This is a genomic window from Allorhizobium undicola ORS 992 = ATCC 700741, assembly GCF_000621665.1.
Taxonomy (GTDB): Bacteria; Pseudomonadota; Alphaproteobacteria; order Rhizobiales; family Rhizobiaceae; genus Allorhizobium; species Allorhizobium undicola.
On the sequence record NZ_JHXQ01000014.1, the window covers coordinates 30,524 to 51,806 of the forward strand.

Sequence of the window (21,283 nt, forward strand, 5' to 3'; positions counted from 1 at the left end):
TGCGGACTTTGGCAGCCAGTTGGATCTGTTGGAAGGCACGTGGTAAAGCTGGTGTTGTTTGCCAGGGGACGTCGCGCTCCCTGGCAAAATATCCGTCTGTCTGCTAGAGCATTTCCAGCAAAAGTATATTCGGTTTTGCGTCCGGAAATGCGTCAAAGCAAGGAGTAATGCCAAGAGTCATTTTAATGACTCTTGGCATTACATTAAAGAAAACCGATAGAGATCCACGGGATGGCCGTAACGATGATCAGGCCAACCAGCAATGCAAGCATATAGCCGACGATTGGCTTCATGCCCTCATCCGGCTTGATGCGGCTGATGGCGCAGGCGGCGTAGTAGCCGACGCCGAATGGCGGGGCGAAGAGACCGATGCCCATGGCGAGGATGACGACAATCGAGTAGTGGACTTCGTGAACGCCTACCTCTCGGGCAATCGGGAATAGCAGCGGGCCGAAAAGCACGATGGCGGGAATTCCTTCGAGGACAGAGCCCAGGATGATGAATGCCAGGATCGAGACTGCCATGAAGCTTACGGCGCCACCGGGCATGTTTCGCATAATATCGGCGAGTTGGGTCGAGAAGCCGGATTGTGTCAAGGCCCAGGCCATCGAGGTTGCAGCGCCGATAATCAGCAGGATTGAGCCGGAAAGGGCGGCTGCATCCACCAGCATCGGATAAATTCGCTTCCAGTCGAACCGGCGATAGATCAACAGACCAGCCAGAACCGTATAGGCAATGCCGATTGTCGAGACTTCTGTTGCGGTTGCAACCCCTTCTATAACCGCTGCACGGATCAGGAACGGCAGCGCGATTGCCGGAAGAGCCACCACGAAGCTTGCCACGATCTCCTTCCAGCTTGCACGACGAATGCTGGAAAGGTCCTCGTCGCGATAACGCCACCAGACGACGGCTGCGAGGGTGAGGCCGAGGATAACCGCCGGCAGCAAGCCTCCCGTAAACAGGGCGGCGATCGAGACCCCTGTTACAGAACCGATGGTAATCAGCACGATGGAAGGCGGAATGGTTTCAGTCTGCGCGCCGGTGGCAGAGAGAAGTGCGACCAGATCGCCCGGCTTGGCGCCCCGCTCACGCATTTCCGGAAACAGGGCGGGGGCAACGGCCGCCATATCCGCGGCCTTCGAGCCTGAAATCCCCGAGACCAGATACATGGCGCCAATCAGAACATAGGAAAGACCGCCTTTGACATGTCCAAGGAGATTGGCCAGAAACCCGACCATTGCGCGTGCCATGCCTGTCATCTCAATCAGCAGGCCAAGCAACACGAAGAGAGGAACTGCGAGCAGGATGATATGGCTCATGCCCTCATCCATTCGGCCGATCACCACCACTGTCGGCGTCGTGGTTGTGCAGGCTATGTAGCCGAATGTGGCCAGCCCGAAAGAAAAAGCAATCGGAACGCCGAGAAACACCATAGCTCCGACGCCAAATACGAAGAAAATCAGCAGATTCCAGTTTCCGAGGCCAGCCAGCACAGGCGCCAGTGCCGTCACCACGGCAATCGTTGCACCGACGCCCAGGAGCGCCAGCATCACCTGCTGCCAGCTTCCCGTCTGCAACAGGCGCAAGGCCGCAATCAGCAGCATGAAGAATATGCCAACGGGAAGTGCGGCGGCACGCCAACTGTTTGGAATTTCGAGAGCAGGCGTTGTGACCCACACTTCTTCCGCCGCGAAATGATAGGCGGGCATTACGGTGAGCAACAGGAAAGCCAGCGCCGCGGCTATTGCAACGAGGTCCAGCAGGGCGCGCCATTTCGGCTGCATCGCGCCGACAATTGCGGTCATGCGCATATGCTCACCGCGTTGAAGCGCAACGACGGAACCAAGCATGGCAAGCCACAGAAAAAGAATCCCGGCAAGCTCATCGGACCAGATCAATGGCTGATGCAGCGCATAACGCCAAATCACGCCCATCATCAAGACCACCACCTCGGCAAAGAGCAAGAGAGCCGCAGGGACTTCGACAATCAGGCCAATGACCCGTTCCGCCCGTGCAGCGAATGCGGCAACCCCCACGGGGGCAATGCCCTGCATTTCAGTTTGGTGATAGTGTTGGCTTGTCATGATTTTCTTCCTCCCTTCATTTCGTCAATCCGCCTTTCCCAACAGGCTGCCAGCCTGGCAGCGAAATGGAGGGGGCTCGGGGAGATTCAGGTGCGTGGCTGACTTGCCGGCAAAGCCATAAATGGCAGGCTATGCCGGAGGCCGTGATCACCTCGATCCCTTGCCGCGTCCCATCGCGGCAGGGATATTACAGCGCCTTGCGTTTTCTCAAACACACGAAGGGCGCTGTAATCCCTTAAATCTGCTGGATAATTTTCAACCTAAATCGATTTCGATTTACGGAATTATGCAGCAACCTCCCGTCATCGCCCGGCAGAATACAAGGCGCCTTATACGAGCGCCTGAGGTTTGTAAAACACACGAATGGCGCTGTAATTATCTGAATAAGCTAAATAATTCGACGCTTACCCGATTCCCGTTTTCAGGAATCATGCAGGCGTGCTCGTTGCAGCTCTTATTTGATAAGCGGCCCTGATACCTTTTCGAGGCTTTTCCAGGCGTCATCGCCGTATTTCTGTTTCCAGTCGGCATAGAAGCTGGTGGATCCGAGTACGGTGCGGAAATCATCCTGCTGGACATCAATGAGGTTGATGCCCTTTGCCTTCAAATCTGTCTTGAGACTTTCGCTCAAGCGGGCAATATCGCTGCGCTGGTCCAGCGCCGAGCGGTCGAATTCGCTTATGATTATATCCTGAACATCCTTGGGGAGACGGGCAAAGGCGTTTTTATTGCCCAGCACCCAATAGCCATCCCAGACATGATTGGTCAGGCTGATGCTTTTCTGCACTTCGTAAAGACGGGCCGTGGCAATGATCGCCAGGGGATTTTCCTGACCCTCGACAACCTTTGTCTGCAAGGCAGAGTATAGCTCATTGAAATTGATGGGGGAGGGCGCAGCAGCCAGCGCCTTGAACAGCGATGTCAGGGCGGGCGCCGGCGGAACGCGCAGCTTGAACCCCTTGAGATCGTCCGGCGTCTTGATTTCTTTTGTCGATGACGAAATCTGGCGGAAGCCATTGTCCCAGATCTTCGGCATGGCAAAGATCGGTGTCTTGGCGATCATCTCGCGAATGTGGGTTCCGAGATCTCCGTCCATGGCTTGCCACACCTGGTCATAATTCTTGAAGGCAAAGCCCAGGCTGGTAATGCCGGACAGGGGCACAAAGGTGGCCAGAACCAGCGAAGAAAGATTGAAGAAATCAATCGCGCCGCTGCGGACCTGTGCAAGAAGATCGGTGTCGGAGCCAAGCTGGGCGGCGGGATAAAGCTTGATGTCCACCTTGCCGGACGTTGCTTCGCGAATGCGGTCAAAAGCCTCTTTGGCGCGCGTGTTGACGGGATGGGTCGGATCCTGTCCGTTCGCATATTTCAATGTGAACTCGGCGGCGTAAGCAGGATATTTCAGCACGGAGACCAGTGGCAACGCCAGTGCGCCCGCCATCATCGTTCTCCGGTTCATCGTCAGTGTGCTATTTTTCATGTGTCCTCTCCCATGTCATCAGATTGCGCGTCCTGCTTCGGCAAATCGCGTTCATAACGTTCTGCTGCTCCCGACGGCATACCTCCCGCCGTCGAATATCCCTTTTGCAGCGCAAGGGTTTGGTGTTACCCCGCACAGGGCGGGGCAATCCGATGAAAATCCGAATGCTGCCAGAGCACTTCCGGTGAACCGGTATTCACCGGACGCAAAACCGCTGACACGATTTTGCGGGACCTGCTCTAGTGGATGAGCGACCCGCCATTCACATCGACTTCCGTGCCGGTGCAATAGGCGGCAAGGTCAGACGCCAGGAAGAGGGCGCAACCGGCTACATCCGAGGCTTCGCCAGCCCGGCCCATTGGAATGCCTTCGATAATCGTTTCCAGCATTTCGGGCGTCAGCTTGCCGGCGGTAATGTCGGTTGCGATAAAGCCGGGGCAGATGGCGTTAACGCGGATATTCGACGGTGCCAGTTCCCGCGCCATGGCCTTGGTCAGACCCAGAACGCCTGCTTTTGCCGCAGAATAGTGAGGGCCGCCGAAAATGCCGCCGCCGCGTTGGGCCGAGACAGAACTCAGATTGACGATAGAGCCGGACTTCTGGCTCCGCATCGCGGGAATGACGGCCTGGCTCATATAGAGCGTTCCCCGCAGGTTCACGTCCAGAACCGCATCATAGTTGGATGGCCCGATGTCCATGATTTTCAACGGTTGGGTGATGCCGGCATTGTTGACAAGCACGTCTACCCGGCTCCAACGCTTTTCAAGCTCGGCCATGGCTGCATCGCAGGCGGCCTTGTCTGTGACATTGCAGGCAAGACCAATATGATCGGGGCCCAGATCGGCGGCAGCGGCACGTGCTGCATCGGCATCGAGGTCGAGAATGGCAACCGTCGCACCATGTTCTGCAAACAGCTTTGCAGTTGCCTTGCCAAGTCCGCGCGCTGAGGCCGCACCGGTGATAATGGCATATTTACCCTTCAAAAGTCCCATGGCTTGCAAGTCCTCCCGTATAGCGGAGCATAATTTTCTGGACCACATCCGGTTAGAGTGAAAATTATGCAAATAAATTAGTGTGTTAAATTGCCAGCCATGCGCTTTGTGAAGTGCTGCGCCCAGTCAGCGAAATGGGTGGCTCGCCAGAGCGGTTCGTTGTTTCACGAAAACAATGAGCCGCTCTAACTGTTTGTTTTTCGCGTTCTCGGACGGAAATCCGGTTTTCGCTTATCCTGAAAATGCTCTAGAGCCAGCCCTTGATCTGGTCCACGACCTTGGCCGTGGAAATCCCGTACATCTCATGCAGGGTCGGCAAGGCGCCTGCCTCCAGAAACTGATCCGGCAGACCAATCATGCGGAAGCGTGGCGCAAGGCCGCGTGTCAGAAGACCGGCGGCAACCGCTTCTCCAAGCCCGCCAATCACGGTGTGATTTTCGGCCGTGACGACCAGACGGCCACCCTTGGCGGCTTCGGCAGCAATCGTTTCCAGATCCAGCGGCTTGATCGTCGGGCAATGCAGAACGGCCACATCCACCTTGTCTTCGGCAAGCTTCACAGCCGCATCCAATGCCCGCATGGTCATAAGGCCCGTGGAGATGACGAGAACATCCTTGCCCTCGCGGATCATTTGCGCCTTGCCGAGCTGGAATTTGTAGTCCGGCTTGTGCCTTTTCAAAACGGAGGGCACTTTTCCGCGCAAAAGCCGTGCGTAAACAGGGCCATTATGGGCGATGACTTCCGGCACCATGCCGAGGATGTCATCGGCGTCGCAAGGGTCGATGATGGTCATGTTCGGCAAGCCGCGGAAGATCGCCAGATCTTCCGTTGCCTGATGGCTTGGCCCATAGCCGGTTGTCAGGCCCGGAAGAGCGCAGACGATTTTCACCGGCAGGTTTTCCTCTGCAATCGCCATGGCAATGAAATCATAGGCGCGGCGGGAGGCGAAAACCGCATAAGTGGTGGCAAAAGGAAGAAAGCCCTCCCGCGCAAGGCCAGCAGCGGCCGACATCAGCACCTGTTCGGCCATGCCCATCTGGTAGAACCGATCCGGCATCGCATTGGCGAAAACGTGAAGATCGGTGTATTTGCCAAGATCGGCCGTCAGTCCGACGATGCGCTCGTCCTTGCGGGCGGCTTCGACCAATGCATTGCCGAAAGGGGCGGCAATCGTGTCATAGCCTTCGGCCGCCAGCGACGCGATCATCGCGGAAGTGGCCTGGCGTTCGCCTTCAGGCAGCTTGCGGGCCTCGTATTTGCGGGCCATGGATGCGAGTGTCATGCTGGCTTCCCTTCTTCCAGAACTGCGAGCGCCTTATCCCATTCGTCTGCTTCGACGCGCACGAAATGGGTGATTTCTCGACTTTCCAGAAACGGAACGCCCTTGCACATGGTGGTATCGAAGATAATGACCCGCGGCTTGGCGTCCTTGACGGCGCGCGCCGCGTCAAATGCGGCGACGACAGCCTGAAGATCGTTGCCGTTCACGCGCTGTGCGTGCCAGCCAAAGGCTTCCCACTTTTGCGTCAGAGGTTCCGAGCAAAGCATTTCGGTGGATTTGCCGTCCGCCTGCTGGTCGTTGAAATCGACAAGGCAGATCAGGTTGTCCAGCTTGTGGTGGGCACCGGACATGGCGGCTTCCCATGTCGAGCCTTCGCCCAGTTCGCCATCGGACATCAGGTTGTAGACGAGCGCCTTGTTGTTCTTGCGCTTCAGGCCCATGGCCATGCCAACGGCAATACCGAGGCCATGGCCCAGCGATCCGCCGGTGATTTCCATGCCCGGCGTATAGGACGCCATGCCCGACATCGGCATACGGCTATCGTCCATGCCGTAGGTTTCGAGCTCATCCTCGGGAAGAATACCGGCTTCCATCAAAACCGCATAAAGGGCGATGGCATAGTGGCCGATCGACAGAAGGAAGCGATCCCGTCCTTCCCATTCCGGCTCGTCGGGACGATACTCAAGGGCATGGAAATAGGATGCAGCCAGCACATCTGCTATTCCAAGCGCTTGTCCGATATAGCCCTGTCCCTGAACCTGCCCCATCAACAGGGCCTTGCGGCGAATATTCCATGCCCGCAACTCCAATGAAACATTGGAGAGCGGCACAGAATGCTTTGGCAAACTCATAGTCTCCTCCTGCACGTTATGCAGCTTCAGATAGCATCGCCGTCAGGAGAATGATTTTAAGAAACATGAAAGGGATTTGAAGCTGAGCTTAACAACTGCCCTTATCCACTCACAGGCCCCAGGGTTTCACGTCGATCAGATCGGTTGGCGATTCAAGCCGGAAATGGCAGCCCAGCGCCTTGAGATGCGAACGGGCAAGAGCATCATGGCTTTGGCAGGCCGTCGTGAGCCAATTGGAAAAACGCTGCACGATCCGCCGGTTAAGATGCCGGGATGGGCAAACGAACCAGTAGGCCGGAAAATCGATGACGGCAAAGTCTGTCGAAAACGGCACGAGTTCGCCGCGCTGGAGTTCGCCGAGGCAAAGACTGACACTGTCGAGGGCAATGCCGCCCCCTTGCTTGGCCAGTTCGATGGCCATGGACGAGCGGTCAAAGCGCAGGGGGTAATTGATCTTCGGAATGTAGATCTTGTTGAATGCCAGCCAGAGATCCCAGCGATAGAGTGTCTTGACGCTGTCGATCAATCTTGCGCTGGCCAGCTGGCTTGCCGGATCGGGAGCCATGTTGCGGAGCCGTTCGAGATAGGCGGGGCTGCACAGGGGAAGAACGAGGTCATGCATGAGCGGCGTGACGGCAAGCCCATGCCATGTGCCCATGCCATAGCGCAGGTCCACATCCACGCTTTCGGTTTCAAAGGCTGAAAAATCGGGCGTGGCGTCGATCCTGATGTTCCAGTCCTCGTTTTCCGCGGCAAACGCGCCGACCCGCGGCCCCAGCCATCGCACCCCGAAACTGGGACTGACGCGGATGACGAAATTGCGTCTGTCACGCTGAAAGGAGATTGCGGAACGCGCATTGCGGATGGCGCTGAAGGCCTGTGTGGTGGTCTGAAACAGGCGGTCGCCATCAAGGGTCAACACCAGCCGTCGCTTCTCGCGCCGAAACAGCTTCACCCCCAGTTGCGCCTCCAGAAGCGTCAATTGCTGGCTGACGGCGGAGGGGGAAATTCCCAGTTCTTCCGATGCCTTGGTGACGCTGCCGAGCCGGGCGACGGCTTCGAAATATTCTGTCGCTTTGAGATTGAGATCACGCATGGAAACATTGTAACGGATCGCAATGTCTCGATCCATGCCTGCGTTCACCGGTAAGTCCGGGTTACTCCCGTCTCCTGGATCCGTTCCGAATGGACAACCTATTGAGGCTCCACATCTAGAGAATGCCCCATGCACGGAAACGGCCCCTTCCCGTCAGTTCCCTAAGCTGCAACTGCTTGATGAGACGCAAGGCCCCCTGCTGCGTTACCGAAAGCTCCCGGGCGGCCATGGCTGCGCTGACCATCGGGCGCGACAGCACCAGTTGAACAAGAGCCGGCAGACGTGAGCTGTCTCTTTTGTCCTGCAAGCGGCGCTCCAGCGCAGCCCGGGCCAGAACCAGCCTGTCATGCTCCTTGAGGCCCTGTCCGGCGCCAAGCTCGATCGCCTCCAGAATCGCAATGAGACGCTCGCTCCGGTCTCGCGAGTGACGGCGTTCACGCGCAATTAGGCGCAGGCCGACGTTCAGGGTCGGGAGATGGTGAAGCGCCGTCCGTCTCTCCCGCAGATAAGCGGCAGCCAATTGCCGCCCCAGCCACGGGCTGTGTTCACTCACCGCAATTGTTTGCCACGCATCAAGCATGATGGCAGCACCAAGAACTGAAGGTAGCGACTCCACTTCGCCAACAACAGCCTGCCATTTTTGCAGCCGCGCATCCTCATCCCAATCGAGATCGTAGAGCAGTGGATGTCTCTCAGCCTTGGCGGACGTGCTGGTCCGCGCAACCTCCAGTGCCGTTGTTGCCTTGGCCAGCGCGGCATCGAAGGCTGCAAGTGCTTCGTCGAAATCATCGTCCGGCGCCAGCTTGGAAAGGCTGCTGGGCTTGGGCGTGTGTGTTTCGTCATTCACACCCCGCCCCCGCAGCCGGGCAAGGCCTGCGGCTGTGAACGGCCAGTCAGCCGGTGCAGAGGCAATCTCCCGGCGGGCGCGCAAGACAAGGTGAGCCAGCACCAGTTCTGGCGAGGGGCTACGCACATCCATTCGCGCATCGTGAAATACCAGATCTTCCATATGCGCCAGCTCGCCATCCACCCAAAGGCTTGCAATGGCGTCCGCGAAATCCAGCCGGGAGAGCAAGCCCTCGGATATGTCCGAGCGTGAAAGACGTTCATCAAGGCGCACCAATGCTTCTGTGGCGCGCGACATTGGCTGGAGAAGTAACTGGAGCAAAGCCTGTGGCAGAAGGGATTCCGGTTTTTTGTAATTCATGATTCACTGCCTGCATGAAAAAGCGCCGCCTTCCCCTGGTCTAAGGTGTGTGGGGATTCGACGTTGGGCGGGCTGCAAACGGCGATTTCCTGTGCTTACCTAGGCTCATCTACTCAAGCACACTCCGCTCCGGTTCTCGAAAATCACCGTTTTCGCGACGCCCAAAGCCGAATGTCCACACACCCTACAGCGCCGTGCGTTTTGTCAACCGCACAAAGGACGCTGTAACGCCCTAAATCTGCTGCATAATTCTGGCGCATCGATGGCGTTGAGGGTGTCCACCCCATCACACATATAAGGTAGCAACTATTGGCGCAGATCGATGACCCCAAGTTCGTGCCACATCCACTCGAAACTGTACGTCGCCATAGGATCTGCCGGGTTAGGCTGCCGGGACGATTGATTTTCGAGATATTTGAGCCATTCGGCGACCTTCTTGCGACCAGCGGCTGATTTTGCGGCCTGGCGCGGTGTCTTGTTGCCGAGCATTCCAACTGGCTGATCAAGGGTTTCACGATATTGCCGGTCCATGAACTGGTGAATGACCTGCTCAGCAATTTCTGGCGGGATTTCAGATACCGGGTCTTGCTCTTTATTCGTCGGGCGCTCGGCCATCATTTGTTCGACGGTACGGATTTCAGTCAGCGGAACACGCACGAGATCCCCGAGAGCCTGCTGTATCAACGTCGTTCCCGTTTGAGCGCGCTCGGCTGAGTTGGTCGAGAGATGGAGGAATTTTCCCTTTAACTCGACATTTCCCAGCACGCGCGCGCCGTGGTCCATTGTGGTGTCAAAGGACGGTCCAGCGCGCTTGCCGGCACTATGCTTTGGCTTTTGCTCAAGCCAGTTCCAGAATTTTGCGTTTTCCTGCGACATACCGGGAATACCGCTAACCCGTGCAGCTATATCCTTCTGGGTAACGCCGGAGACGAGCGGAAACCTGACGTCGTGGAATACAAGCTCATCACCATCAGCGTTCTGCATCGACGGGATGCCCATGGCGCGCTCAAGCGTATCGAACAGCCATGAAAGTGTGAACATGGAGGCCGCGGCCTGAAGCTCCTCGTCCTTGATGACCGGCAGCTTCTTCGTATTCTTTTTGCCGAACATCTGTCGCAGGCCATCGAACAGCGCCTCGGTGGCCTGCGGCGTGAACGGCAGAAGTCCTCCGGCGAACACATTTTTTCCCATGACAGGAACAATGCGGGCGGCGATACGGTCCCATTGTTTAAGCGTCTGGGTTGCCGTTCCCTCACTGACGAGGATCATGTCACCGCCGCGAATAAGGTCGCGCGCAACCAGTGACTTGCCAGGAACGATCTCACTGACTTCATAAAGGCTCATGACAGAAATCCTCAGTGCTTTCATATAAGCCTTTACCTGAGCATTTTCCTTCCAGCCGCGACGCTTGAGATATTCGTCGACAATGTTGCCGCCCTCGACCTCGAAGTCCTGGGTCATGAAATCCTCAAAGGCGCAGCCCCAAAGCGTCATGGCCCAAACCTCGCCGAGGATTTCGGCAATGTCCTCGAAGTCCATCTCGCCGGCATCCAGCACCGGTCCGAAATGATTGCAGAACACCTCGTCGAAGCATTCGCGCCATTCTTCCCGGGCAAGGAACTTCATAAGACCCTTGAGATCATGGCTGGTCGGCATGGAAGTTCTCCATATTCTGGCGATGTTCGGCGAGGCTTTTGCGGCCTGACAAGGCGCGCTCGAATTTCGCGAAGGATCCCACCATCTGCATCATCATGCGTCCCGCTGGCGTTGTGGTGTCTATCGCTTCCGTTAGCAACCGGAAACCGGCGCCCGCCGCAGTAATGCGATCCATGAGATGCAGGACGTCTTTCAAGGAACGCGACGCTCGGTCCAGCCTCCAGACAACGACGGTGTCGCCATCATGGAGTTGAGCGAGCATGTGGTGCAATCGGGGCCGGTCCCATCGTCCGCCGGAGGCCCTTTCTTCGAACACGCGCTTGCAACCGGCTTCGGACAGGCTGCGTTCTTGGGCCTTGTTCGATTGCTCGTCTCCCTTGCTCACGCGGGCATAGCCGATCAGCATCCAGGTCCTTTCATAAGCGGTCGTTTGTGGAACTTCGCCGGTCCTGCTGACAAATCAGGATGAAATTCCTTTCACAATCCTCTTTCAATATGACCTCTTATACCAAGGGTCATTGAAAACGACTCTTGGTATTCCCTTTTCGAATATCTCAAGCCACTGACGCAGTTGAGATATTCGAAATCCCTTCAAGGCGAGGATGTGTTAGCATCCTCGCGCCTTGGTATTAAGGCAAGTGCTTTTTGAAAGGATATTGGACGCTACCTTGGCAAGGTAGCAGAGCGCCCAGGGCAACGAGCAGGAAGACCGGCGCGAGCGCGAGGAGCATAGCCGCAATCAAGACTGCTTGCCCTCAATCGCGCGGTACCGAGGGCTCCAGTTGATCGCGCAGATTCCGGCCGCCACCCGACCCCACCGAGGAAGATCGCCGGCGTCACTGGTTCACCAAAAAGAAGCGCTCCGAAGCAGACTCCCGTGATGGGGTTGAGGGTGATGAATGCACCCGAGCGCTTCATAGTAGAGGATGTAGGCGGGCGCCGATCCAACGGCTCCGAGATGGAGCAGGCTGAGCCACTGTGCGGTCCCGAACCGGGCAACGGTGTTTGGGATCGTTGCTATGGGTGGGCTGACGAGCGTGGCTACGACCAGCACCGCCATCCCTCGCCGGATTGAATAGCTGGCAGTCGCGAGAGGACTGAGCGAACTCGACAGTTTCGGACAGAAAACGCTGTAAACAACCCATGACGAACGCAGCCAAGGATCAGAAGATCGCCGTCGCTGATGACGAACGTGGAGCCAATCCTATTCCTCGACATAATGACAGTGCCTGCGCCGAGCAGGCTGAGCAAGATGCCGAACGTATTCTGAGCCGACAACCGCTGCCGAGAAGTAGGCTTGCGGCAATAGCGATCATGGCTGGATTGAATGCGGTGATTAGGGAAGCGGGCGCCGCCTTTGTCGACTGGGAGCCCTAAGAAGAAGCAAACAAGGCTTTCCATCGATCAGGAGGAATGATGTCTCATCTACGCAAGGCCAATCACGGGCCGCGTCATCTCAGCGGGTATCAGATCATGTGGATGCTGGTGACATTCGACCTGCCGGTCGAAACGAAAAAGCAAAGAGCGGCCGCAACGAAATTCCGTCAGCATCTTCTCGACATCGGCTTCGAGATGAGCCAGCTTTCCAATTACCTGCGCTTTTGCAACGGCAAAGAACAGTTTGAAAGCTATGTGCGGGTCCGGTGAACAAAGGTTCACCGGACCCCCTAACCTTCTGTTTTTCCGCATTTCCAGACGGAAAACCGTGACTACACTTTTCCTGGAAATGCTCTATGTGCGGCAAATTGAAAGGGGTTTGCCTGAGTGGGGCGATGTCTATATCTTTCCTTTCACTGACCGGCAGTATGAAAATATCATCCAATTCTCGGATCAGGCACGAAGAAAGCGACGAAAAAATCCGGATCAACTGGCGCTGTTTGATGAATTTCACGCGAAAATATGTCTCGGCGACGGTCAATTTCTCTTTGAAATCAGGAAATTGACCGCATATCAGATCAGAAAACGCGGTCCAGCCGCAACTCACGTGGCACACGTTCTTACGAGTCTTGTGCGCGGTTATTTGTAGACCTATGGCAGCTTGCGTCTTCGTGAGTTTGCCAGCAAGAACGGCGATGGCCATTTCCGCTCGACGCAAAGGTGTCAGTCGGGCATTCTTATGGATGTTCATTCGGAGCGATTCTGGAAGACTGAGGTGTGGTATTCCAGTCTCCTAGAGCCCTTCCGGACTTTTGCTGGAAATGCTCTAGATTCGCTCCGAATGGACAACCTCCTGAAACCTCACATCTGGTGGTCTGATTTTGATATTTGATCGTGTCACAATCAAACCATCAGCGATGAAAGAGAGCATGTGGCTGTAGCATTGGCGGTATAGGGCATCAGCAAAACCTGCCGATGAAAAGGGGACATCATGAACGAAACGGATGGAAACGATCGTAAACGCGGTTCAGGCGCACGGCATGTCTATGACGAATTGCGGGATGAAATTCTCAATCTGATACTTGCGCCTGGCAGTGCGATCGACGAGGTCCAGTTGGCGGAGCGTTTCGGCATGTCCCGCACCCCCATCCGCGAGGCGTTGGTCCGCCTTGCGGGGGAGGGGTTGATCGAAAGTCTGCCAAACCGGACAACCATGGTGGCGCCCATCGATTTTCTGAATATGCATCATTATTTCGATGCCCTCACCCTCATGTACCGCGCCACCACGCGTCTTGCGGCGCAGCATCACAAGGCCGAGGATTTGCAGAGAATTCGGGCCTTGCAGGGAGAGTTTTCTCAGGCCGTGGTCGCGCAGGATGCGCGGGCGATGATCGCCACCAACGCCGCCTTTCACTTGTCCATCGCCGAGGCGGGAGGCAATACTTATTTCACTTCGCTCTTCCGGCGGCTGCTTGATGAGGGGCGCCGGCTGCTTCGGCTTTATTATCAGTCCTATCAGGACCGGCTGCCTTCTCGCTTTGTCGATGAACATGACGAGATGATTGCCGCCATTGCCGGTCGCGACATGGACCTTGCAGATCGCCTTGCCCATTCCCACGCCCAGCAGATTGTCGAACAGGTCCGTAGGTTGTTGACCGCTCAGGGGCGCCTTGAGATAGAGCTGTAATCCCGGCAGACATTCAGTAAAAAAGTTTGTCGACAACTTGAATACAAAGCGGTAAAAGGGGAAATCGAGGCCACGGTCAGTTTCAAGGAGATCCCATGAGCGCAGATATTTTCTCAGGTGTCATTCCCGCATTGATGACGCCATGCAAGCAGGACCGCAGCCCCGATGTTGAGGCATTGGTGCGCACGGCCGCCGAGTTGATGGATGCAGGCATGTCGGCCGTTGTCTATTGCGGCTCCATGGGGGATTGGCCGCTTCTGACCGATGCCCAGCGAATGGCGGGCGTGGAACGCCTTGCCGCCGCTGGCATTCCGGTCATCGTCGGCACGGGGGCGGTCAACACGTCTGTTGCCGTTGCCCATGCGGCCCATGCCGAACAGGTTGGGGCCAAGGGCCTGATGGTAATACCGCGTGTTCTTTCGCGGGGCTCGGTCGTTTCGGCGCAACGGTCGCATTTCAAGGCAATTCTCGCCGCAGCCCCCAGCCTGCCCGCCGTCATCTACAACAGCCCCTATTACGGGTTTGCCACGCGCGCGGAGCTGTTTTTCTCGCTCAGGGCAGAGCATCCCAATCTGGTGGGTTTCAAGGAATTCGGCGGCCCTGCGGATATGCGCTATGCGGCCGAAAACATCACGAGCCAAGACGATGATGTGACCTTGATGATCGGCGTGGATACCGCCGTGTTTCACGGTTATGTGAATTGCGGAGCGCGTGGCGCGATTACCGGGATTGGCAATGTTCTGCCCCGCGAGGTTCTGCATCTTTGCAATCTGGCGCAGGCGGCGGCGCAGGGAAATGCGGATGCTCGCAGGCGGGCTCTGGAACTTGAGCAGGCGCTTGCTGTCCTTTCCTCATTCGACGAGGGCCCTGACCTTGTTCTCTACTTCAAGCATATGATGGTGCTGAAGGGGAATGTCGAATACGCGCTGCATTTCAATGACACCGATTGTCTTTCGCAAAGTCAGCAGCGTTATGTAGAGGCGCAGTTGAGGCTCTTCGAAACCTGGTACCAAGAGTGGAGCAAGCTGCCGGGAGCCGTGCAGGCCTGCCAACCCTGATCCGGATCGGGTACGGCGCGCCATGGGGCAGATCCATTGCCTCATGGCGGCTGGAGAAGGATTTTGGCCGCAGGCCGCAGCCCTTTCGTGACAGGAAGCCGCAGTCATGGCATAGCGGCATCTTCTCTTTCACACAGGCGCCCACATGATCCGCATCGAAAATATCAGCAAGTCCAACAGCCACCGGATTCTCTATATCGAAGCATCGGCGGCGCTGAACCGGGGTGAGAAGATCGGCCTTGTCGGCCCGAACGGTGCTGGCAAGACAACGCTGTTCCGGTTGATCACCGGTGAGGATCAGCCAGACGAGGGTCAGGTTGCCACCGAGAAAAACGTGAGCATCGGCTATTTCAACCAGGATGTGGGGGAAATGTCCGGCCGCAGCGCGGTTGCCGAGGTGATGGAAGGGGCAGGGCCGGTAAGCGCCGTGGCCGGTGAGCTGCGCGAACTTGAGGCCGCGATGGTCGATCCGGAACGGCTTGATGAAATGGATGCCATCATCGAACGCTATGGAGAGGTGCAGGCCCGTTACGAAGAACTCGATGGCTATGCGCTGGAGGGCAGGGCGCGCGAGGTGCTGGACGGGCTGGGCTTTTCGCAGGAGATGATGGATGGGGACGTTGGCAAGCTCTCCGGCGGATGGAAAATGCGGGTTGCCCTGGGCCGTATTCTTCTCATGCGGCCGGATGTGATGTTGCTGGACGAGCCTTCCAACCACCTGGACCTTGAAAGCCTGATCTGGCTTGAATCCTTCCTCAAGAATTATGACGGCGCCTTGCTCATGACCTCGCATGATCGCGAGTTCATGAATCGCATCGTCAACAAGATCATCGAAATCGATGCGGGAGCCCTGAACAGCTATTCCGGCGATTACGGATTTTACGAGCAGCAGCGTGCCCAGAATGAAAAGCAGCAGCAGGCGCAGTTCGAGCGCCAACAGGCCATGCTGGCAAAGGAGATCAAATTCATCGAGCGCTTCAAGGCACGTGCCAGCCATGCCGCCCAGGTCCAGAGCCGCGTGAAGAAGCTTGACAAGATCGAAAGGGTGGAGCCCCCTCGGCGGCGACAGACCGTCGCTTTCGAATTTCAGCCAGCACCCCGCTCCGGCGACGATGTGGTTAGTTTGAAGAACGTTCACAAAGCCTATGGCAGCCGCAAGATTTACGAAGGCTTCGATTTCATGATCAAGCGGCGCGAGCGCTGGTGCATCATGGGTGTGAACGGTGCGGGCAAGTCTACATTGCTGAAGCTGATTGCGGGAACCGCGGAACCCGATACGGGAAGCGTTGCAATCGGCGCCAGTGTGAAAATGGGATATTTTGCCCAGCACGCCATGGACGTGCTGGATGGCGACCTGACCATTCTCCAATGGCTGGAGGAGCGTTTTCCCAAGGCCGGTCAGGCGCCGTTAAGAGCGCTTTCCGGCTGTTTCGGCTTCTCCGGCGACGATGTGGAAAAGAAGTGCCGCGTTCTGTCCGGGGGCGAAAAGGCACGATTGGTCATGGCGGCCATGTTGTTTGATCCGCCCAACTTCCTGGTGCTGGACGAACCGACAAACCACCTGGATCTGGACACCAAGGAAATGCTCATCAAGGCACTGTCCACTTACGAAGGCACCATGCTTTTCGTCAGCCACGATCGCCACTTTCTTGCGGAACTCTCCAATCGTGTGTTGGAACTGACACCCGACGGCGTTCACCGTTACGATGGGGGGTATACGGAATATGTTGAACGCACCGGTCAGGAAGCGCCGGGACTGAGAGGGTGAAACTGCGGGCACGCAGGCAACCGCCGCCCTATGCCCGCTGGCAGAATGTCTGGCGGCCGATGAAACCGATTGATCTGCCACCTCACTTTGGTCAAAAATGGCATGGAAGCAAGAGGGCATAATCCGACGGGGTGAAACGGGGACGATCAAGATTATGCTTCAAAAATAGAATGTTAAATTGTCGATCTATTTCAATCAGATCGAAAAGCGCTCTAAAGATGTCTTACGAAAGGCCTCGTCCATGAAAGTCCTCTCCTGCCTGACCTCCCTGATCGTGCTTTGTCTCGCCGGTTCAGCGCACGCAGGGTCTTTTTGCCGGCAGGAAAAGATTGATCGTCTCGATCAGCTTTCCAGCATCCGGATCGATGATGTCTGGAGCGGTGTCCGCGCCCAGCCCGGCGCTGCGACCGTTGGCAGCTCGTTGATGATCGCCTATTACAACAAGGATCGATATGTCTCCATTGCAAGCGTCGATCCACGAAGCGGGGTGGTGTGTTCCCGCTCCTTCGGCTTTCGGTTTGAAGGCTGGGATGCTCACAACAATCTTAGAATGGCGGTGGGTGAAGACGGCAGCGTGCATGTGGCCGGTGGATCCCATGGTTCTCCAATTTTCTATGCCGTTTCAAAGACCGGACGGCTCGATGATTTCCGGGAGGGTTACATGCTTGGAAAGGGGGAGGATGAGCAGGAAGCGACCTACCCGACCTTTCTCAAGGCAACGGACAAGTCACTCCTGGTCATGTATCGGATCGGTCATTCAGGGGAGGGTGTCTGGGTTACGAACCGGTGGGATAATGGCAAATGGTTCAGAATGGCTCCTGCCTATGGCGATACCAATGGCCATCATAGCGTGAGCGCCTATCCATCAACCATCGTCACCGACAGCCAGGGCGTCAGCCATGTGGCCATTGTCTGGCGAGAGACGCCGGATGTGGCCACGAATTATCAGGTCGATTACGCCCAGACGCGGGATTTCGTTCACTGGTCCGGCTATTTCGCCAAGGGCAATGCCGGTCCTGTCATGCCGGGACAAGCCGATATCGTCGATAAGCCGGGATTGAAACAGGGGCTGGTCAATAGCGCCCAACTCGTTCTTGGCAGGAATGGCGAGCCAGTCATTTTCTATACAAAATATAACGAGGCCGGCAAGAACGCTGTTTTCGCCGCCCGCCCTGGCGAAGGCGAATGGGTTCATAAGGAAATCGCAGCCGACACTGTCAGAAGTCCCGTCCAGGGCGGCGGCACGATGGTCGGGCTCGTTTCGATGAATGTGGTTGCCTCCACAGGCAAGGATCCGGTCATTACCATCACCTTCCCCTCTGGCGCCCGCACGAAGCTTGTCGTTGGTCCCGATCTTTCGACGTCCAAACCTCCGGCGATGCCGAATGCAGCGCAATTAGTGAAGACGACTGCGGAACCGCGTATAGAACCGCCAAAGGGAATGCCAGCCGCCATTTCGATGGCCATTCCCGTCAGGCAGGAAGGGTTCGACGGTCCGGTGATGGGGCGTCTCATCTGGTATGCGCAGCAGCCGAACCGGGACCATCCACGCCCCTGTACCAGTGAGGCTCCGCTTGCCTGCAATCCGCCACCTTCTCCCATGAAATGGGTTTTCCCTGAGAGCCTGGTCAGCGGGCAATAATCGCCCATCTGTTCTACGCCTTTACCAGCGCGTCGCTTGAAATCCCGGCAATCGACTTGGCTCCGGTCAGCGTCATGGCAACTCTCATTTCCTTCTGAAAGAGATCAAGCAGGTTTTCGACCCCGGCTTGACCTGCGGCGGCGAGGGCGTAAACGAAAGCGCGTCCGATCAAGACTCCATCGGCGCCCTGGGCGATCATGCGCACCACGTCGAGACCTGATCGGACGCCGGAATCGGCAAGGATCGTCAACTGGCCCTTGACTGCTTCGGCAATGGGCGGCAATGCGCGGATGGAAGAGAGCACGCCATCCAGCTGGCGTCCGCCATGGTTGGAAACAATAATGCCGTCAGCGCCGAAGCGTACTGCATCGCGGGCATCATCCGGGTCCAGTATGCCTTTGATAATCATCGGACCTTTCCAGAAATCACGGATCCATTCCAGGTCTGCCCAACCGATCGAGGGATCGAAATTCTGCCCAAGCCAGCCAACGTAATCGGCAAGATTGGTTTTTTCGCCGCGATAGGCCGAGATGTTGCCAAGATCGTGCGGGCGTCCGCCAAGGCCGACATCCAGTGCCCAGCGGGGATGGGTCATGGCTTGCAGGATCCGCCGGAAAGCGGCATTTGGGCCGGACATGCCGGAATGGGCATCGCGGTAGCGTGCGCCGGGCACCGGCATGTCCACGGTGAAAACCAGCTTGCGGATGCCTGCCGCCCAGGCGCGCTCCAGCGCGTTTTTCATGAAGCCCCGGTCACGCAATACGTAGAGTTGAAACCAGATGGGCCGGTTCACTGCCTGCTGAACCTCCTCGATGGGGCAGACGGAGACGGTGGAAAGCGTCAGCGGAATTCCCTTTTTCTCCGCCGCCTTGGCGGCCTGTACCTCTCCGCGCCTTGCATACATGCCGGTAAGACCCACGGGGGCCAGCGCCACGGGCATAGAGACGGCCTCGTCGAAAAAGGTGGTCGTCAGATCCACGTCGCCGACGTTTTTCAACACGCGCTGGCGCAATGCAATGTCGCTCAGATCATCCACATTGCGCCGCAATGTGTGTTCCGCATAGGCGCCGCCGTCGATGTAATGAAACAGAAATGGCGGAAGCCTGCGCCGTGCAGCTTCGCGGTAATCGGAAGAAGAAGAGATGATCATGGACGAGATCCGGGTTTCAAAGGGGTGTTCATGGAGGCCTTGCGGCGTTTGATACGGGACGCATCCTGCTCGATCGAGCGCAGGCTGGTTTCGACGAAGGCAAGATGTTCCGTCATGGCGCGGCGCGCTTCTTCGGCATTGCCTGCCAGAATGGCCGTTGCGATCGCGTGATGCTGTTGCTGGAGTGCGGCCATCTGCTGCGGATGGGCGTGAAGGTCTGCAAGGCTTTCGGAAATGCTTTCGCGCAACAGGGCGGAAAGTCCGGCAAGAACCTGCCGCAGCACGATATTCTGCGATGCTTCCGCAATGACAAGATGAAAGGCCACATCCGCGCTGGCCTGAAGGTCAGGGGAGGATCCAGCCGCGGCCTGCATATCTTCCAAAGCGGCCGCAATCCGGCTGCGGTCTTCGGCCCCGGCGCGCCGGGCTGCGTAAAAGGCCGCCTCGGGATCAAGAGCCTTGCGAAGTTCCATCACGTCCTGCCAATAGCCGCGATCCCGGCGGATCAGCGGCTCCAACGGGCGGAGCGCCTGCTCAAGCAGCGGCGCCGTGCGATCGGCAACGAAGGTGCCGCCGCCATGCCGGCTGACGACAATGCCACGGCTGACCAGTTGCTGAATGGCTTCACGAAGACGCGGACGCGAAACGCCAAGCCGCTCCGCCAGAACCCTTTCGGCGGGCAGCCTGTCTCCCGCCACAAGCCCCTGTTCGGCGACAAACGCTTCGATCTTCGCTGCCAGTTTCATCTCTCGGCATCCCGTGCTTGTCAGTGGTCATACCAAAAATCAACAAAAATGCAAATTTCCTTTGTCAAAATGACGGTTTTTGAAGTTAGGACGAAATTGGTAATACCAGTATGATGAGCGTCGAAATCCGCAAGCTATTGTACTTGTAGCGGCAAACGGTTATCGCCGCAGGATTACTCGTGAAACTCGAAGGTTTTCCCGCATGGTCCCTGATTATCTCGTGACACATTCCGGCGGCTTTCACGCTGACGAAGTGCTGTCCAGCGTTATCCTGACGCGGCTTTTTCCGCAGGCGAAACTGGTTCGCAGCCGCGCGCCGGAGTGGATCACGCCCGGCGCAGACCGGCTCATTTACGATGTCGGCGGGGATTACGATGCGGCTGCGGGTATTTTCGATCATCACCAGCGCGGTGCGCCCCTGCGTGAGAGCGGACAGCCCTTCAGTTCCTTTGGTCTTGTCTGGAAGCATTTCGGCGCAGATTATCTCGCCGCGCTTGGTTTGCCGGATGGTTTCATTGCTGACGTCCATGCGGCCTTCGATAATGCCTTCGTTCTGCCCGTGGATCTTGCCGATAACGGGGCTATCAGCCCCGATAACGCTGGCCTGCTGGCGGGTTTGACCCTGCCTTCGCTGATCGAATCGCTCAAGCCTGCCTTTGACAATCGGGACCCGGAGGCCCTTGAAGAGGCCTTCCGTCTGGCGATCGCGATGGCGCGGAATTTCGTCGAAGCGAAAATCAGCGGGCTTCACGCCAAGCTGAGGGCGGAAACGCTGGTGCTCGATGCCATTGCGAAGGCTGGAACGAGCAGAATTCTGGAACTTCCGATGGGGATGCCCTTCCGTTCGGCGATAGAGAAGGCTGGCGCCGAGCATTTGTTGTTCGTGGTCCATCCGCGCGAAAAAGACTGGTGCGTAACCGGCATTCGCAAGTCGGATGAGGGTTTTGCGCTACGCGCGGATCTTCCGGCGGCGTGGGCAGGCCTGAGCGGTGCTGCGCTGGAGGCAGCCAGCGGTGTCGAGGGCGCGAGCTTCTGTCACAACGGACGCTTCATCGCGGCTGCACGCACGCGGGAGGCGACATTGCGTCTGGCAGAGATTGCGGTGAATACGGTTTCGGGGCCGGATGTGATCTAGGGTGTGTGGACATTCGCCCTTGAGCGGGCTGCAAACGGTAATTTTCTGCGCTCCCGGTGCTCATGTACTCAA

19 protein-coding genes and 1 pseudogene are annotated in these 21,283 nt (G+C 57.2%); 8 read left to right on the forward strand and 12 right to left on the reverse strand.

Going from position 1 to position 21,283, the window contains the following annotated elements; translation table 11 throughout:
* Positions 1–203: 203 nt before the first annotated feature.
* The 9 genes from T424_RS0112995 to T424_RS20955 all read right to left on the reverse strand — a co-directional run bounded on the left by T424_RS0112995 (position 204) and on the right by T424_RS20955 (position 11,054).
* Positions 204–2,084, reverse strand: a complete 1,881-nt coding sequence (locus T424_RS0112995; RefSeq protein ID WP_037067613.1) for a TRAP transporter large permease — start codon at positions 2,082–2,084, stop codon at positions 204–206.
* Positions 2,085–2,538: 454 nt separating this feature from the next.
* On the reverse strand, positions 2,539–3,564 hold the full coding sequence (locus tag T424_RS0113000; RefSeq protein WP_027488116.1) for a TRAP transporter substrate-binding protein: 1,026 nt from the start codon (positions 3,562–3,564) through the stop codon (positions 2,539–2,541).
* 239 nt (positions 3,565–3,803) lie between these two features.
* Complete coding sequence (locus T424_RS0113005; RefSeq protein WP_027488117.1) at positions 3,804–4,556, reverse strand: SDR family NAD(P)-dependent oxidoreductase; 753 nt, start codon at positions 4,554–4,556, stop codon at positions 3,804–3,806.
* 247 nt (positions 4,557–4,803) lie between these two features.
* Complete coding sequence (locus tag T424_RS0113010; RefSeq protein WP_027488118.1) at positions 4,804–5,838, reverse strand: transketolase family protein; 1,035 nt, start codon at positions 5,836–5,838, stop codon at positions 4,804–4,806.
* Entirely contained in the window at positions 5,835–6,689 is an 855-nt protein-coding gene (locus tag T424_RS0113015; RefSeq protein ID WP_027488119.1) for a transketolase, read from the reverse strand. The genes T424_RS0113010 and T424_RS0113015 overlap by 4 nt, the downstream gene beginning before the upstream one ends.
* 109 nt (positions 6,690–6,798) lie before the next feature.
* Positions 6,799–7,821 carry a LysR family transcriptional regulator gene (locus tag T424_RS0113020; RefSeq protein WP_245269546.1) on the reverse strand — a complete coding sequence of 341 codons (1,023 nt, stop codon included), beginning with the start codon at positions 7,819–7,821 and terminating at the stop codon, positions 6,799–6,801.
* A gap of 79 nt (positions 7,822–7,900) precedes the next feature.
* Positions 7,901–8,992: an RHE_PE00001 family protein gene (locus tag T424_RS0113025; protein WP_051558965.1), complete on the reverse strand. Its 1,092-nt coding sequence runs from the start codon at positions 8,990–8,992 to the stop codon at positions 7,901–7,903.
* A gap of 306 nt (positions 8,993–9,298) precedes the next feature.
* Positions 9,299–10,648, reverse strand: a complete 1,350-nt coding sequence (locus tag T424_RS0113030) for a hypothetical protein (protein ID WP_027488122.1) — start codon at positions 10,646–10,648, stop codon at positions 9,299–9,301.
* Positions 10,632–11,054: a recombinase family protein gene (locus T424_RS20955; RefSeq protein WP_084268496.1), complete on the reverse strand. Its 423-nt coding sequence runs from the start codon at positions 11,052–11,054 to the stop codon at positions 10,632–10,634. Before T424_RS20955 ends, T424_RS0113030 begins: the two co-directional genes overlap by 17 nt.
* 737 nt (positions 11,055–11,791) lie before the next feature.
* Here T424_RS20955 and T424_RS0113040 point away from each other — a divergent pair.
* Genes T424_RS0113040 through T424_RS22950 form a run of 3 tightly spaced genes read left to right on the forward strand, consistent with a single transcriptional unit; the run spans position 11,792 to position 12,674 of the window.
* Positions 11,792–12,025, forward strand: coding sequence for a hypothetical protein (locus tag T424_RS0113040; RefSeq protein WP_027488123.1), 234 nt, complete (start codon positions 11,792–11,794; stop codon positions 12,023–12,025).
* Between the two features lie 39 nt (positions 12,026–12,064).
* Positions 12,065–12,295, forward strand: coding sequence for a CRISPR-associated endonuclease Cas2 (gene cas2, locus T424_RS20960; protein WP_245269549.1), 231 nt, complete (start codon positions 12,065–12,067; stop codon positions 12,293–12,295).
* A 58-nt stretch (positions 12,296–12,353) separates the two neighbouring features.
* Positions 12,354–12,674 carry a hypothetical protein gene (locus T424_RS22950; protein WP_210164396.1) on the forward strand — a complete coding sequence of 107 codons (321 nt, stop codon included), beginning with the start codon at positions 12,354–12,356 and terminating at the stop codon, positions 12,672–12,674.
* Here the strand turns inward: T424_RS22950 and T424_RS22160 are convergent.
* Positions 12,660–12,776 (reverse strand): annotated as a pseudogene (locus T424_RS22160) (IS481 family transposase); the annotation flags it as partial. The gene T424_RS22950 and the pseudogene T424_RS22160 overlap by 15 nt on opposite strands.
* 240 nt (positions 12,777–13,016) lie before the next feature.
* Between T424_RS22160 and T424_RS0113050 the strand changes: the two are divergent.
* The 4 genes from T424_RS0113050 to T424_RS0113065 all read left to right on the forward strand — a co-directional run bounded on the left by T424_RS0113050 (position 13,017) and on the right by T424_RS0113065 (position 18,180).
* A complete protein-coding gene (locus tag T424_RS0113050; protein WP_037067616.1) occupies positions 13,017–13,712 on the forward strand; it encodes a GntR family transcriptional regulator in 696 nt (231 codons plus the stop codon).
* Positions 13,713–13,807: 95 nt separating this feature from the next.
* Complete coding sequence (locus T424_RS0113055) at positions 13,808–14,770, forward strand: dihydrodipicolinate synthase family protein (RefSeq protein WP_027488125.1); 963 nt, start codon at positions 13,808–13,810, stop codon at positions 14,768–14,770.
* A gap of 145 nt (positions 14,771–14,915) precedes the next feature.
* Positions 14,916–16,538, forward strand: a complete 1,623-nt coding sequence (gene abc-f / locus T424_RS0113060; protein ID WP_027488126.1) for a ribosomal protection-like ABC-F family protein — start codon at positions 14,916–14,918, stop codon at positions 16,536–16,538.
* A 241-nt stretch (positions 16,539–16,779) separates the two neighbouring features.
* Positions 16,780–18,180, forward strand: a complete 1,401-nt coding sequence (locus T424_RS0113065) for a BNR-4 repeat-containing protein (protein ID WP_154664905.1) — start codon at positions 16,780–16,782, stop codon at positions 18,178–18,180.
* 13 nt (positions 18,181–18,193) lie between these two features.
* On the opposite strand, the gene lldD is transcribed toward T424_RS0113065, so the two are convergent.
* Positions 18,194–19,330: an FMN-dependent L-lactate dehydrogenase LldD gene (gene lldD / locus T424_RS0113070; RefSeq protein ID WP_027488128.1), complete on the reverse strand. Its 1,137-nt coding sequence runs from the start codon at positions 19,328–19,330 to the stop codon at positions 18,194–18,196.
* Entirely contained in the window at positions 19,327–20,076 is a 750-nt protein-coding gene (locus T424_RS0113075) for an FCD domain-containing protein (protein WP_027488129.1), read from the reverse strand. Before T424_RS0113075 ends, lldD begins: the two co-directional genes overlap by 4 nt.
* A 202-nt stretch (positions 20,077–20,278) precedes the next feature.
* On the opposite strand from T424_RS0113075, the gene T424_RS0113080 reads away from it, so the two are divergent.
* Entirely contained in the window at positions 20,279–21,211 is a 933-nt protein-coding gene (locus tag T424_RS0113080; protein WP_027488130.1) for an MYG1 family protein, read from the forward strand.
* Positions 21,212–21,283: the final 72 nt, after the last annotated feature.